A 13,871-nucleotide genomic window follows, 5' to 3' on the forward strand; every position below is an offset into this window, starting at 1 on the left:
CGGGCCCGGCGCCTCACGCGCCGGCGAGGCTGGGGGCTGGGACGAGGTGGCCCCCGGCCCGCCATGCCAGACGGCGAGGCTGGGGTTGGGCCGAGGTGGCCCCCGGCCCGCCATGCCAGACGGCGAGGCTGAGAGGGCCCCGTCGGGCCGGGGTCAGGTGGAGCCGAGCCAGGTGCCCACCACGTAGGTGACCGCCATGGCCAGCGCGCCGCCGGCGACGTTACGGGCCACCGCCCTCGGCACCGGCGACGCCCCCAACCTCGCACTGACCCACCCGCACAGCGTGAGCGCCCCCAGCACCGCCCCCACCGTCACCGGCACCCGCCACCCCGCATCCGGCAGCACGATCGCCAGCAGCGGCAGCAGCGCCCCCGCCGTGAAGGCGACCAGGCTCGCCAGCGCCGCGTGCCACGGGTTCGCCAGCTCGTCGGGGTTGATCCCCAGCTCCACCCGCGCGTGCGCCCGCAGCGCGTCCCGCGCCGTCAGCTGCTCCGCCGCCTCCCGCGCCACGTCCTCGCTCAGCCCCCGCGCCACCAGCAGCCCGGCCAGTTCGGCCAGCTCCGCTTCCGGTTGATCCGCGAGTTCCCGCCGTTCCAGTTCTAGCGCGGCCCGCTCGGAATCCCGCTGGGAGCTGACGGACACGTACTCCCCCGCCGCCATCGACAGCGCGCCCGCCAGCAGTCCGGCGACCCCGGCCGCCAGGATCGCCGAGCGGCTCGTCGTCGCCCCGGCCACACCCACCACCAGCCCGGCCGTGGAGATGATCCCGTCATTGGCACCCAGCACCCCGGCCCGCAGCCAGTTCAGCCGGGTACTGATCGCCCCGCTCGGCGATCCCGGCCCCGGCCCCGGGGCCGGTCCCGTTCCCTCGTCGTTGTCCGTCACGGGTCCACTCTCGGGCACCCGGCGGCCCGGCGTGCGCTGGCACGCGCCGGGGACCAGGGTGGAGGGGTGAGACGCGGACGCGAGGAACCGGGCTGGCTGCGCGGGGAGCCGCCACCGCGCTGGGCCCGGTTCGCGCCCTCCGTGGCCATGGTGGTGCTGGTCGCCGCCCAGGCACTGACCCCGGGCAACATCGAACTGGGCTTCTTCCTCGCCGGACTCCCCCCGGTGGCGGCGTTCTCGTACGGGGCCACCGGCACCGCGTTCTTCGCCGCCCTCGTCCTGGCCCTGCTCGGGCTGCCCGGCCTCGGCGTCGCCCACCCGCGGGGCGCCGACCTCGCGACGGTGGCCGCGATCTGCCTGCTCAGCGTGGTGATCGCCTGGGTCCGCAAACGCCGGGACGCCCAGCTGGTGAGCGTACGGACCGTGGCCGAGGCGGCCCAGCTGGCGGTACTGCCGCCCGTACCGCCCCGGGTCGGCACGGTGCGCTGCGCCGGGCTGTACCGGGCCGCCCAGCACGGCACCCTGGTCGGCGGGGACCTGTACGACGTACGGGCGGGCCCGTACGGGGTCCGCGCCCTGGTCGGGGACGTCCAGGGCCACGGCCTGGCGGCGGTCGCCACGGTGGCGGCGCTGCTCGGCGCGTTCCGCGAGGCGGTCCTGGACGACGGCGGGCTGACGGCCGTCGCGGCGCGCCTGGACCGCCGGCTGCGCACCGACGCCGAGAACGCCTCGGACACCGAGGTGTTCGCGACCGCCCTGCTACTGGAGTTCACGCCCGCCCTGGACCTCGTACGGATGGTCTCCTGCGGCCATCCCCCGGCCCTGCTGCTGCGCCACGGCACGGTGACGGAGCTGGAGGTGGAACCGGGCCCACCGCTCGGTCTGGGGCTCGCCGACCTCACCCCGCTCCGGGTGAGCGTCGTGGCGATGCGCCCCGGCGACCGGCTCCTGCTGCACACCGACGGCGTGACGGAGGCCCGGGACGCGACCGGGGCGTTCTACCCCCTCGCGGACCGGATCCCGGCGCTGCTCCGGGGTACGGGCGGCCCGGGGGACCTGGCGGGGCTCGCGGAGGCGGTGTGGCGGGACCTGGCCCGGTTCACCGAGGGCGGTCCACGGGACGACGTGGCGCTGCTGGCCCTGTCCGTGCCGGGGGACGGCGCGGCGGCGGTACCGATGACAAGTCAGCTCTGATCGTGTGACCAAACGATGACCACTCCCCTTTTGGCGTATCCGCCGTGATTCCCTCGTGATCACACACCACCGAAGCCGGAAGGCGGGGACGGATCATGAGGGCGCCGCACAAGTACCACCAGCGCATAGCCGCGATCACGGCCGTCGCGGCCGCCGTCGGACTGCTCGCCGGTGCGGTGTTCCCCGACATCGACGGCGCCGACGACCCCGGCCGCTCCGGCGGGAACGCCCGGACCGGCTCGGTCATCGAGGCCCCCGCCACCACCGGCCGGATCTCCTCGGGCCCCGTCCGCACCGGCGGGGACGACGTGGAGACGGTCCACGTCGCCCTCGCCGAAGGCGCCGGGCGCGCCGAGTCCGCCGAGGCCCTCGGAAGGCTGCTGCCGTGGCTCGCGGGCCAGGTGCCGGGCTCCGGCTCCGGCCGCGCCCTTCCGAAGGTCCTCGACGTCGCGTGAGGGTCAGCTCGCGGCGCGGATGAACGAGCGGACCAGCTTGCAGGTGAGGTTGGACGGCCGGTGGATGCCCACCCGAGCGGCCATCGTGCGGATCTTTCGGTTCGTCGCACGCTGAGCGTCGTACGTCCCCGTGTCGAGCAGGGATATCGCCAGCCGCATCGCCTTGAGACGGCGGTTGTGGCTCTCGTACCACTCGCGGGGCAGGCCCGCGGGCAGTGGCTTCTTCTTGGGCATCGAAATGATCGCGGCAGCGGCCATCTACAGCCTCCCAAACGGTAGTTGGCTTCCTGTCGTGCTTCTTTGATTTTACCGGGGACCACTGACAAAAGCCCCTGGCCAGACCCGTCCGCGACCGGACCGGCCTAGGCTTCCGGCCATGGAAATCTGGATCAACCCCGCCTGTTCGAAGTGCCGCGGCGCGCTCACCCTCCTCGACGCCGAGGGCGCCGACTACACGGTGCGCCGCTACCTGGAGGACGTGCCGTCCGAGGACGAGATCCGCACGGTGCTCGGCCGCCTCGGCCTGGAGCCCTGGGACATCACGCGTACGTCCGACCCGCTCGCCCAGGAGACCGGTGTACGGGAGCTGCCGCGCGAGGCGACGGACGCGGCGCGCGCCCGCTGGATCAGCCACCTCGCCGCGCATCCGAAGCTCATCCAGCGCCCGATCATCACGGCCGACGACGGCACGGCGATCGTGGCCCGCACGGACGAGGCCGTCCGCGAGGCCCTCTCCCGCCGCACCTGAGGGCTGCCGAGGAACTGCACTCTGCGGCGGCGCTGGCGGCCGTCGAACGCGGCCACGACCTGACGGGTGTTCACCGGCGCGGGCGGCACGGCGCGGTGGCCGAAGAATACTGTTTCCCCATTCGCATGGGCCCCGAACCCGGCCCTTACACCCAGGGGGGTACGGGGCCGACCCCAGGAGGAGTAGGCGGGGATCAACCCGTGGTCGGTCGCAGGTAATCGGCTGACGCGCATACATTCCCTCTCGTGGCGTACAGCGGGAGACCAGCGCACGACCGGTCCGGCATCTGCCCGAAAGCAGTTCGGGAATAGTTCCCTTCGAGGACAGTTTCGTCACATCAGTCCGAAGTTAATTCGCAGAACAGCCGACTGAATCCACCCGACGCCCGTTCAACTTCTGTTCTGCTCCAACAAAGGCGATCAAGTGACCACACGTTCCACTCTCCTCAAGGCCGGTACGGCCGTGGCAGCACTCGCTTCCGTCGTAGCCCTCGGCGCCACACCCGCGCACGCCGCAGGAACGGACAAATACAAGTCCGCAAGCTGCGGAACGGGCGGCATCAAGGTCTGGTACCGCGACTACGGGACGTCCACCATGCTCAGGGAAATCACCTGGGACGGAGACAAGTTCTCGTTCGCGAACTCCTTCTGGCGCGCTGACGACGGCAAGAAGACGTTCCAGTCCTACGACTCCGTGAACAACCTCAACTGGAAGATCAGCGACCAGCAGACGAGCGACATCGCGGTGGCGAAGACCCGTAAGCCGTACGTGAAGGCGGCAATTCACGGACCCTTCGGCACCTGCGACGTCTACATCAACCTCTTCTGAGCACGAGGGTGTCTATTCCGGCCAGAATAGACACCCTCCGTTTTCCAGCCGAGCAGGCCCTCGGACGCCCCTGCCAGCGGGCATACGCGCCTCTGAGGGACTCGGGGGCGATCGTCCGACGTACGTCCGACGTGCCGCCCCGCCTCGCGCTGTCGAGTTCACATCCGCCACACGCTTTCTGCGTGAGCGATGAGTTCGGGCGGCGGATCGGGTCTGCCCTGGCATGACTCGACTCATCGCTGACATCTCGGTCTCTCCCGACGGCTTCGTCACCGGGCCCGGCCCCAGACCGGACGACGGTCCGGGCACCGGCGGCGAGACCCTGCACACGTGGGCGTTCTCCGACGACCCCGACCGGACGTTCGTCACCACCGGCCTGCCCGACGCCGTCGCCGCCGCGCGCGAGCGGGCCGAGGCGGCGTCGTCGGACACCGGCAAGGACCTCGACGTCATCCACATGGGCGGCGGCGCCACGATCCGCTCGGCGCTCGACGCCGGGCCGGTCGGCGCCCTGACACCGCACCTCGCACCCATCGTGCTGGGCGCCGGGACACCGCTGTTCACCAGCGGAGCGCCACGCACGCTGGTGCAGCCGAGCGTAATCTCGGCATTGACCGCGACGCACCTGACCTACGACGTCTCCCGGTGATCCGATGACCACTGTCCACGCCAATGAGATCGCCTCGGGCATCGAGTCGTTCGGTGACGACGACGCGCCACTCGTCCTGCTCGCGGGCGGGACGACGATGCTCTCCTGGCCCGACGCGCTGTGCGAGCGCCTCGCCGCCGGCGGACGCCGTGTGGTGCGCTACGACCTGCGCGACAGCGGGGAGTCGACGACGACGGACCCGCAGGCGCCCGGCTACACCCTGCGCGGCCTCGCCGCCGACGCGGCGGCCCTTGCTGACGCGCTCGGCGGGGAGCCCGCGCACCTCGCGGGGATCGGGGTCGGCGGGATGGTCGCCCAGGTGGCCGTGCTCGACCATCCGGGCGCGTTCTCGGCGCTCACCCTGGTCGGCACCCGCGCGGTTGCCCCCGGCCCGCCCGACGATGACCTCCCCGGCCATGACCAGGCGACGATGAGCCGCCTGTTCGCGCGTCCGCTGCCCGATTGGACCGACCGCGAGGCGGTCGCGGAGTTCGCCGCCGTCGGCGCGGAGATCCTCGGCGACGACCCGGTCGCCGCGCGAGCCGTCGCCGCGCGCGTCTGGGACCGAACCCCCGGCACCGCGCCCCCGGTCCAGATGGCCAACCAGATGGGCATGGTCTTCTCCCGGCTCGACTGCAATCCCCGCTGGCGCGAGCGCCTGCCCGAGATCGAGGTCCCCACGCTCGTCGTCCACGGCCGCCGCGACCGGTTCTTCCCCGTCGGCAACGGTGAGGCGATCGCGCGCGAGATCCCCGGGGCACGGCTGCTCGTCCTCGAAGGGGCCGCCACGGCGATCCCCGATGCGGCGGTCGGCGAGGTCACCGAGGCGATGCTGCCGCTCGGGTAAGGGGACGACGGGCGCCGTGCGGGTCTGGCCTCCACGCAGCAGTGGCGTCGGAGGCCCGATCCGGCCGCGCGCCCGCGATCGGCACATCGTCTGGCAACTCCTGCCGTTGGCGCTCGAGTCGGTCTCCGGACAGGCCTGTCGGCGCCGTCTGGAGTGGTGGCAGAGGGCTGAGGCTTCGGCCGGCTCCACCGATGCCCGGAAGCCCTGCTCGGTGACAACAGTTACGACCCCGCCCTAGATCGTTTCAGGAACTGGTACGCAACCCGACGGACCACGCGAAGTTCTGGGGCTGTACGGGGGAAAAGGCAGCCCCTTCAGCGTGCCTGATGATCGTTCAACCCCTGCCGTCGCCATCCTGTCGACTGGGTCTCAAGATCCGGAATCCAGGGACGACGAAAGGTCGGTCGAGTGAAGCTCACCAAGCGATTTGTTGCGATCAGCACCGCTGCGACGGCAGTGGTTCTCTTCAGTGCCGGCGGCGCCCAAGCTCAAGACCACGGGGAATTCCTCTCGTTTCTCGGCACCACGACATTCCAACGTGTCTCCTACGCGGTGCAGGTCGGCGACGGCAACACCTACATCGGCACGCAGAACATCAACACCAACAACAACACGGGCGGAGGCACGAACAACAACAATAACAATAACGGTGGAGGTGTGAACAACAACAATAACAACAACAACGGCGGCAAGGGCCCGAACAACAACAACAACAATAACGGTGGCGGAGCGGCGAACAACAACAACAATAACAACAATGGCCTGAGGGGTGGAGGCACCCACCCTCACGACGACGCGCAGATTCCGGGCGACGGAGAAGTCCTCTCGCTCCTGGGCAACGCGGCGCTCACTAACCTTCAGACCTGCTACCCGGTGGCCCCCGTCGGACAGAGCAGCACCTTCGTCACCGAGGCCCTGAAAATCAGCTGCAATCAGAACTGAGGGTGACGGCCTGGCGGTAAGCGACGGAAATGGCGCGGCAGGCGTAACAGACGCCGGGCAGGCGCCGGACCTTCCCCCGGGATGGCAGCGCAGGAACCGCGGTCAGATCTCTAGGCGTCCCAACGTCGGGAGGGCCGCCCACTGTGCGGACAGTGGGCGGAATCCATGGCTGCCGGGAAGCCGCGATGCCGCTCGCAAGCGTTTTCCGTCGATGCCGCCGATCAGCCCGAGGGCGTACGAGCACTGAGCCGCGGGCAACCGCCTCCGTCCACCGCAGGGCGCGCACGTGAAAGTCCGGCGGCCAGGTGACTTCGAACCACCGACCGCCGGACTTTGACGTTCAGTTGTTATTGTTGTTGTTGTTGGCTCCGGTCCCGCCACCGTTGTTATTGTTGTTGTTGTTGGCTCCGGTCCCGCCACCGTTGTTATTGTTGTTGTTGTTGGCTCCGGTCCCGCCACCGTTGTTATTGTTGTTGTTGTTGGCTCCGGTCCCGCCACCGTTGTTATTGTTGTTGTTGTTCGCTCCGGTCCCGCCACCGTTGTTATTGTTGTTGTTGTTGGCTCCGGTCCCGCCACCGTTGTTATTGTTGTTGTTGTTCGCTCCGGTCCCGCCACCGTTGTTATTGTTGTTGTTGTTGGCTCCGGTCCACGCCACCATTGTTATTGTTGTTGTTCGCACCCTTGCGGCAGTTCTTGCTGCTGCTGTTGTTATTGTTATTGTTGTTATTGCCTCCGCCACCGCCGTTGTTGTTATTGTTATTGTTGTTGTTCGCACCCTTGCGGCACTTGTTGTTGTTGTTATTGTTGTTGTTGTTTCCTCCTCCGCCTCCGTTGTTATTATTGTTGTTATTATTCCCGCCATTGTCGCTCGGCACCGCCGCGTGAGTCACTGCGGGCGTCGGGGCAGCAAATGCGACGGAGGGCACCACGGCGCCTCCCACGGCCAGAGCAGCCGATGCGGTCAGGATGGCCGCACGCTTGGCGACTTTGTTGAGCATGACGATTCCCTTCCATCTAAACCCTGCCGATTCGCAACCCCATTCCGGCGCCGGAGACGACTCGACGGCAACCCGATCAGATGCTCCTTGCGCTCTCTGACCTGGATTCGTTGCCGGCGTCATTTCGGAGGCGCGGGGGTGGACAGCGTGCTGGGCACGGGGCCGGTTTGTACCGCGAACCAGAGAGATCCCGAGTTCTGAGCTCTGCCACCAGGGTGCGCCGCCGTAGCCGGGGGCACATCGGGCGAACACCCCAATTTCCACCCCGGCCCACCCCAAATTCCCCTGCGCCACGCCCCACATCCCACCTCGGCCTCCTGCGACACCGGCGCAGCGGCCGCACCCGTCGCGGTCGCTATGGATCTTTTGCACGGCCCCGGCCCAGGGGGGAAAATGGCGGGTGATGGACCTGCTAGAGCGAGAGGTCGTGCTCCAGGCCCTCGTCGGCCACCTGCAAGCGGCCGTGAGCGGCCCTGGACGTCTGGCCCTGTTGCGCGGCGAAGCCGGAATCGGCAGGACCACCGTCGTCCGCCATCTGGCGCAGCTGGCCGATCCGCACATCCGGGTCCTCGTCGGCTCGTGCGACCCGCTGACCACGCCCCGCCCGCTGGGCCCGCTGATGGACTTGGCCCCGGACCTGGGCCAGGCCGTACGCACTGCCCTGGCCGGAGTACTGGCCGGCTCCTGCCGTACGGATGAGGTCTTCGACTGCCTGCTCGCCGACCTCCGCACCTGTCCCAGCCTGCTGGTCGTGGAGGACGTCCACTGGGCCGATGAGGCCACCTTGGACCTGCTCCGTTACCTGGTCCGGCGCCTGCCGAGCGTTCCGGCCCTGATGGTGGTCACCTACCGCGACGACGAGATCGGCCGCACCCACCACGTGACCGGCCTCCTCGGCACCCTGGCCGGCTACCCGTGGGTGTACCGCCACGATCTGGCTCCCTTGAGCCGCCGGGCCGTGGCCCGGCTCGCCACCGGACACGCCATCGACGCCGAGCAGCTCCATCACGTCTCCGCCGGGAACCCGTTCATCGTGACCGAGGTCCTGGCCGCTCCCGCCGATCCCATCCCGGCCACGGTGCGCGAGGCCGTCGCCGGCCGGCTGGCCGGCCTGTCGGCCGCCGCGCGGACGGTCGTCGACGTGCTGGCCGTCCTGGGGCGCCGGGTCTCGCTGCAGCTGCTGGCCAGCATCCTGCCGGCCCCGGAGGAGGCCCTCGACGAGGCCGTGGCCTGCGGAATCGTGTGCACTGACGGGCAGCGCACCGAGTTCCGCCACGAACTGACCCGGCTGGCGGTGCTGGATGCCGTCCCCGCCGCCTCCCGTCTGCGGGTACACCGGCGGGTTCTGGAGGTCATGCGGTCCGGTCCGGTCGCCGCGCAGGATCTGGCGCTGCTGGCCGATCATTCCGAGGGCGCCGGTGATCCGACCGCCGTGTTGGAGTACGCGCCCGCGGCGGCCGCCCACGCCGCCTCCTCGGGCGCGTACCGGGAAGCAGCCGCCCAATACGCCCGCGCCCTGCGGTACGCCGACCGCCTGCCACCCGATCGGTTGGCCTCCCTGCTGGAGGGCCATTCCCGGGCCTGTCTCCTGTCCAGCCGACTGGACGAGGGGATCGCCACCCGGCGTACCGCCGTGCGGCTGCGCCGGGAGCTGGGCGACCAGCTGCGCGAGGGGGAGGACCTGCGCTGGCTGTCGTGCTGGCTGTGGCCGGCGGGCCGGGGCGCCGAAGCCAGACAGACCGGCCTGGACGCCGTACGGGTGCTCGAAGGGATGGGGCCGAGCCAGGAGCTGGCCCAGGCGTACCTGAACCTCTGTCAGCTGGCCTGCTACGGCCACGAGAGGGTAGAGGTGACCGCCGCCTACGCCGAGAAGGCCATCGTTGTGGGTGAGCGCTTCGGCGATGCGGCGGTACCGGTCCAGGCACGCTTCCATGCCGCGGCGGCACGCATGCTGGGCGAAGGGTGCGGCTGGGAGGACTGCGAACACGCGCTGTCCAGCGCGATGGCCCAGGATCTGCCAGTGGACTCGGGGCTCTTGGCACTCGTCACGTGCTGGTTCGCCGCGCTGCGGCGTGATGCCGCCCGCACCACCGCGGCCGTGAGCCGGGCGGAATCGTATTGCCTCGATCGTGACCTGCGGTCCTACCTGCTGTGCGCGAGGGCCTGGGGCAGCTGGGGGCTGCTGAACCAGGGCTTGTGGATCCCGGCCGCCGACGCCGCACAGGCGGTCCTGTCCCATCCCGGCTCACCACCGGTCGCCCGGTCCGTGGCCCTGACCGTCCTGGGCCTGGTGCAGGCCCGTCAGGGCAAGGCCCGGGTGTGGCCGCTGCTGGAGCGAGCGGCGAGCCTGGCCGACTCGGACTGCCTGCTGGACACGGGCCTGGGGTGGGAGGCACGGGTCGAGGCTGCCTGGCTGGTCGGTGATCACGAGCTGGTGCGGACGGAGGCCGGGCGCGGTCTGGCGGCGTTGGCGGATCGCACCCACCCCTGGCTGTCCGGACCCTTGGCCTGCTGGATCCAGCGCGCCGGAGGAACACCGCCGCAGGTGCCGGCGGCCGGGCCCTACGCGCTGGAGCTGGCCGGCGACTGGGCCGGCGCCGCGGCGCAGTGGGACCGGCTCGGCTGCCCCTACGATGCCGCGCTGGCCCGGCTGGCCGGCGACACCCCCGCGCTGCACCAGGCCCTGACCGCCTTCGAGGCCCTCGGCGCCCGGCCGGCGGTGGTGCGCACCCGCGCCCTGATGCGTACCCGCGGTGTCCGCCCGGCCCAGGGTGGTCCCCGGTCGGCGACCCGGGCCAATCCGTACGGGCTGACCAACCGTGAGCTGGACGTCCTGAAGCTGCTGGATGAGGGCCTGTCGGATGCCGAGATCGCCGCCCGCCTCTACATCACCCCCAAGACCGCCGGACATCACGTGGGCGCGGTACTGACCAAACTCGGCGTCCACACCCGCCACGAAGCCGCCCGCAAGCTCCACCCTTCCGAGCACTGACAGGGCTCAGGTGATGAGGATGAAGAAAACAGCCTTCAGGCGTACCGGCCTCGCGGCCGCCGCTTCCTGCTGCATGACACTCGGCGCGTGGGGCGCGTCGGCGAGTGACGCGGGCGCCGTGTCACAGACGTCGCGGGCCGCGCCTGCGGCGTCGGCGCCCCAGTGCTATGCGGCGCGGGGCGACCCGGGCCGGGTCGTGTGCTACCGGACGTCGTGGAAGGCGGAGTACCGGAACGGCGACATCGTCTACATCCCCAGGCTCATACAGGTGCCCACCCCTTCACCTCCACCGCCCGTCACCGCCGTGGACAGCCTCGACGACATTCGTCCGGGCGGCGGACCCGGCAGCGGCCCCGACCCCGGGAGCAGCGGGTGATGTCGCCGGTCAGCGGGAGCGCGGGGTGCGACACCCGCGGGGGCACGCCGAGCACCGCGCCCGGCCGAGCACCGCGCCCGGCCGGTCACGGCGCGGGTGGACGCGGCCCGCACGCGTGACCGACCATGGCCCGATGTCACTGAGCACGCACCAGGCCGAGCTGTTCGAGAGTTCCCGGGGCCGCCTGGAGGCGATCGCCTACCGGCTGCTGGGGTCGGCCGGTGACGCCGAGGACGCGGTGCAGGACACGTACCTGCGGTGGCACGCTGCGGACCGGCGACTGATCGAGACGCCCGAGGCGTGGCTGACGAAGGTCCTCACCAACCTCTGCCTCAATCAGCTCACTTCGGCGCGGGTCAGGCGGGAGAGCTACGTCGGGCACTGGCTCCCGGAGCCGGTCCTGGCCGGGGACCCGATGCTCGGTCCGGCCGACACCGCCGAGCAGCGCGAGTCGGTCTCCCTCGCGATGCTCCTCCTGATGGAGCGGCTGTCGCCCAATGAGCGCGTGGTGTACGTACTGCGCGAGGCGTTCGGGTACGCGCACCGCGAGGTCGCGGAGATCCTCGAACTCACCGAGTCCAACTGCCAGCAGATCTACCGGCGGGCCAAGCAGCACCTCGCCACCGACCGGCCCCGCACCGAGATCGACGCGGCCGCCGCGCGCAAGGTCGTCGAGGAATTCCTCGCCGCGGCCCTCAGCGGCGACACCGAGCCGCTGATCCGGCTGCTCGCCGACGACGCGGTCAGCGTGGCCGACGGCGGCGCCCGGGTCCAGGCACTCAGGATCCCAGTCATCGGTGCGCTCCGCATCGCGCGTTACCTGCGCGGCCTGTTCCGTCCGACTCCCGCCAAGCGCGCCAGTATCGGCGGCACCGCCGCCGCCCTGCACATCGCCGTCGTCAACGGCGCTCCCGCCCTGCTGATCGCGGCGGGCGAGCGGATCGTCGGCGTCATCTGCCTCGACGCGACCCCGGACGGCGTCGGGGCGATCCGCATCCAGGTCAACCCCGACAAGCTGGAGCGCATCACCCGCCGGTGGGCGGCCGAAGGCACCCATCAGGCCCTGGCAGAGATCTGGTGACCCACGTCACCATCGGATCCTGTCAGGGATCGCGCGGCTGTCCGGTTCAGGAGGTGAGTCCAACCGGATAGGGAGCCAGCCATGAAGCACCGCATCGTTGTCCTCGGAGCCGGGTACGCCGGAGCCATCACCGCCGGCCGCCTCGCCAAGCGCCTGCACCGCGACGACGTCGAGATCACCCTGGTCAACGGCGAGGCCGACTTCGTCGAGCGGGTGCGTCTGCACCAGCTCGCCGGCGGCCAGGACCTGCCGCGCCGCCCGCTCCGCGACGTGTTCGCGGGCACCGGCGTGCGGGTCCGGACGGCGTGGGTCACCGCGGTCGACGCGGACGCCAAGACCGTCGGCCTCACCGGCGGGGACGGCGAAGCCGAGACCCTCGGCTACGACACCCTCGTGTACGCCCTGGGGAGCGCCATCGCCGACCACGGCGTCCCCGGTGTGGCCGAGTACGCCCACGACGTCGCCGGGAAGCACGGCGCGCTGCGGCTGCGGGCACGGCTGGGCGAGCTGGAGCCGGGCGCGGCCGTACTGGTCGCGGGCGGCGGCCTGACCGGCATCGAAGCGGCCACCGAGATCGCCGAGGCGCACCCGCACCTCAGGGTCGCCATCGCCGCCCGCGGCGGCGTCGGGGACTGGCTCAGCGACAAGGCCCAGCGGCACCTGGGCGCCGTCCTCGACCGGCTCGGCATCACGGTCCACGAGCAGACCGAGATCACGCGCGTCGCGGCGGACGGCGTGGTCACCCGCGGGGACGGGGAGATCCCGGCCCGAGTGACCGTGTGGGCCGCCGGTTTCACCGTGCACCCGATCGCGGCCGCCACCACCCTGGAGGTGTCCGGCACCGGACGGATCGTCGTCGACGCCACCATGCGCTCGGTCTCACACCCCGATGTGTACGCCGTCGGGGACGCCGCGTTCGCCGAAGGAGCGGGAGGGGAACCGCTGCGGATGGCCTGCGCGACGGCGAACCCGATGGCGTGGCGGGCCGCCGACGCCCTGGCCGCGCGGCTGACCGGCCGCAGGGTTCCCGAGACCACGATCGGCTACTCGGCCCAGTGCGTCAGCCTCGGACGGCGCGACGGGATCTTCCAGCGCGTCACCCGTGCGGACCGGATGACGTCCAGCGTCGTCACGGGCCGGGCCGCCGCCCGCATCAAGGAGTTCATCTGCGCGGGCACGGCCTGGGGGATCGCCCACCCGACCATGATGCTGCCGAGCCGCCGCCGCCACGTCGTGGCGAGCGCAGCCGCCACCCACCGGCTTCCTGCACCCCATCTCGTACGCTAACCGCTCAAAGGGGGCCTCTATCCCACAAAGGAGACCCATGAGCGAGAGCACCACCCCCGCCGCACCCCCGCCCGCATCCCCGTCCCCGCTCCCCCGGCCCCGCCGGGGCGCCGACTGGATGTTCGGCGGGGTGTACGGGACCGTGCTGGCCAGTGGGCTGTTGGCGGCGCTGGACCACAAGGGGGGTCCGTACACCCCCTACTACGACGCCAGCTGGGTGCTCGTGACCGCCGCTACCGCCGGGCTCGCGCACGGGTACTCGCACCACATGACCACCCACCAGGACGGCTCGGCCAAACACCGGTGGCGGCTGCTCGTGCGGGCGTTGTACAACGAGTGGCCGATGATCGCCGCCACCCTGCCCACCGTGCTGCTGCTGGTCCTGGCCGGGCTGGCCGACTGGGACTCCCCCGGGGTGACGGCCGTCGGGCTCGGGGGGAACACCGCGCTGCTGTTCGCGTGGGGGTCCACGGTCGCGGTGCGGGTGGGTTACCGGCTCACCTCGGCGCTGCTCATCGGCGCGGCGGACGCCACGATCGGGCTGGTGATCATCGTGGCGAACGCGCTCATCAAGTAGCCGGGGCACACG

15 protein-coding genes are annotated in these 13,871 nt (G+C 71.0%); 11 read left to right on the forward strand and 4 right to left on the reverse strand.

Features of this window, described 5'->3' with window-relative positions:
* Window positions 1–153: 153 nt before the first annotated feature.
* Window positions 154–885 (reverse strand): VIT1/CCC1 transporter family protein, encoded by a 732-nt coding sequence (locus QMF80_RS19275; protein WP_502962881.1) that lies wholly within the window; start codon window positions 883–885, stop codon window positions 154–156.
* Window positions 886–951: 66 nt separating this feature from the next.
* Here QMF80_RS19275 and QMF80_RS19280 point away from each other — a divergent pair, with 66 nt between their 5' ends.
* Together QMF80_RS19280 and QMF80_RS19285 are read left to right on the forward strand one after the other, a co-directional pair.
* Window positions 952–2,079, forward strand: a complete 1,128-nt coding sequence (locus QMF80_RS19280; RefSeq protein ID WP_283454945.1) for a PP2C family protein-serine/threonine phosphatase — start codon at window positions 952–954, stop codon at window positions 2,077–2,079.
* Window positions 2,080–2,174: 95 nt separating this feature from the next.
* A complete protein-coding gene (locus QMF80_RS19285; RefSeq protein WP_283454947.1) occupies window positions 2,175–2,534 on the forward strand; it encodes a hypothetical protein in 360 nt (119 codons plus the stop codon).
* Window positions 2,535–2,537: 3 nt separating this feature from the next.
* Here the strand turns inward: QMF80_RS19285 and QMF80_RS19290 are convergent, their stop codons facing one another.
* The gene (locus QMF80_RS19290; RefSeq protein ID WP_283454949.1) at window positions 2,538–2,792 is read right to left on the reverse strand and encodes a hypothetical protein; all 255 of its coding nucleotides are present in this window, start codon (window positions 2,790–2,792) and stop codon (window positions 2,538–2,540) included.
* 118 nt (window positions 2,793–2,910) lie between these two features.
* On the opposite strand from QMF80_RS19290, the gene QMF80_RS19295 reads away from it, so the two are divergent.
* The 5 genes from QMF80_RS19295 to QMF80_RS19315 all read left to right on the forward strand — a co-directional run bounded on the left by QMF80_RS19295 (window position 2,911) and on the right by QMF80_RS19315 (window position 6,548).
* A complete protein-coding gene (locus tag QMF80_RS19295; protein WP_283454950.1) occupies window positions 2,911–3,282 on the forward strand; it encodes an ArsC/Spx/MgsR family protein in 372 nt (123 codons plus the stop codon).
* Window positions 3,283–3,705: 423 nt separating this feature from the next.
* On the forward strand, window positions 3,706–4,110 hold the full coding sequence (locus QMF80_RS19300; protein WP_283454952.1) for a hypothetical protein: 405 nt from the start codon (window positions 3,706–3,708) through the stop codon (window positions 4,108–4,110).
* A gap of 223 nt (window positions 4,111–4,333) precedes the next feature.
* Window positions 4,334–4,759: a dihydrofolate reductase family protein gene (locus tag QMF80_RS19305; RefSeq protein WP_283454954.1), complete on the forward strand. Its 426-nt coding sequence runs from the start codon at window positions 4,334–4,336 to the stop codon at window positions 4,757–4,759.
* Window positions 4,760–4,763: 4 nt separating this feature from the next.
* The gene (locus tag QMF80_RS19310) at window positions 4,764–5,606 is read left to right on the forward strand and encodes an alpha/beta fold hydrolase (RefSeq protein ID WP_283454956.1); all 843 of its coding nucleotides are present in this window, start codon (window positions 4,764–4,766) and stop codon (window positions 5,604–5,606) included.
* Between the two features lie 408 nt (window positions 5,607–6,014).
* Window positions 6,015–6,548 carry a hypothetical protein gene (locus QMF80_RS19315; protein WP_283454958.1) on the forward strand — a complete coding sequence of 178 codons (534 nt, stop codon included), beginning with the start codon at window positions 6,015–6,017 and terminating at the stop codon, window positions 6,546–6,548.
* Window positions 6,549–6,888: 340 nt separating this feature from the next.
* Here the strand turns inward: QMF80_RS19315 and QMF80_RS19320 are convergent, their stop codons facing one another.
* Both QMF80_RS19320 and QMF80_RS19325 read right to left on the reverse strand, forming a co-directional pair.
* On the reverse strand, window positions 6,889–7,203 hold the full coding sequence (locus tag QMF80_RS19320) for a hypothetical protein (RefSeq protein WP_283454960.1): 315 nt from the start codon (window positions 7,201–7,203) through the stop codon (window positions 6,889–6,891).
* The gene (locus tag QMF80_RS19325) at window positions 7,169–7,546 is read right to left on the reverse strand and encodes a hypothetical protein (RefSeq protein WP_283454962.1); all 378 of its coding nucleotides are present in this window, start codon (window positions 7,544–7,546) and stop codon (window positions 7,169–7,171) included. Before QMF80_RS19325 ends, QMF80_RS19320 begins: the two co-directional genes overlap by 35 nt.
* A gap of 403 nt (window positions 7,547–7,949) precedes the next feature.
* Here QMF80_RS19325 and QMF80_RS19330 point away from each other — a divergent pair, with 403 nt between their 5' ends.
* The 4 genes from QMF80_RS19330 to QMF80_RS19345 all read left to right on the forward strand — a co-directional run bounded on the left by QMF80_RS19330 (window position 7,950) and on the right by QMF80_RS19345 (window position 13,859).
* The gene (locus QMF80_RS19330) at window positions 7,950–10,538 is read left to right on the forward strand and encodes a helix-turn-helix transcriptional regulator (RefSeq protein WP_283454965.1); all 2,589 of its coding nucleotides are present in this window, start codon (window positions 7,950–7,952) and stop codon (window positions 10,536–10,538) included.
* 509 nt (window positions 10,539–11,047) lie between these two features.
* Window positions 11,048–11,995, forward strand: a complete 948-nt coding sequence (locus QMF80_RS19335; RefSeq protein WP_283454967.1) for an RNA polymerase sigma-70 factor — start codon at window positions 11,048–11,050, stop codon at window positions 11,993–11,995.
* A gap of 81 nt (window positions 11,996–12,076) precedes the next feature.
* Window positions 12,077–13,282, forward strand: coding sequence for an NAD(P)/FAD-dependent oxidoreductase (locus tag QMF80_RS19340; RefSeq protein WP_283454969.1), 1,206 nt, complete (start codon window positions 12,077–12,079; stop codon window positions 13,280–13,282).
* Between the two features lie 37 nt (window positions 13,283–13,319).
* Window positions 13,320–13,859, forward strand: a complete 540-nt coding sequence (locus tag QMF80_RS19345; RefSeq protein ID WP_283454971.1) for a hypothetical protein — start codon at window positions 13,320–13,322, stop codon at window positions 13,857–13,859.
* Window positions 13,860–13,871 lie beyond the last annotated feature (12 nt).

Source organism: Streptomyces sp. G-G2 (assembly GCF_030063135.1).
Taxonomy (GTDB): domain Bacteria; phylum Actinomycetota; class Actinomycetes; order Streptomycetales; family Streptomycetaceae; genus Streptomyces.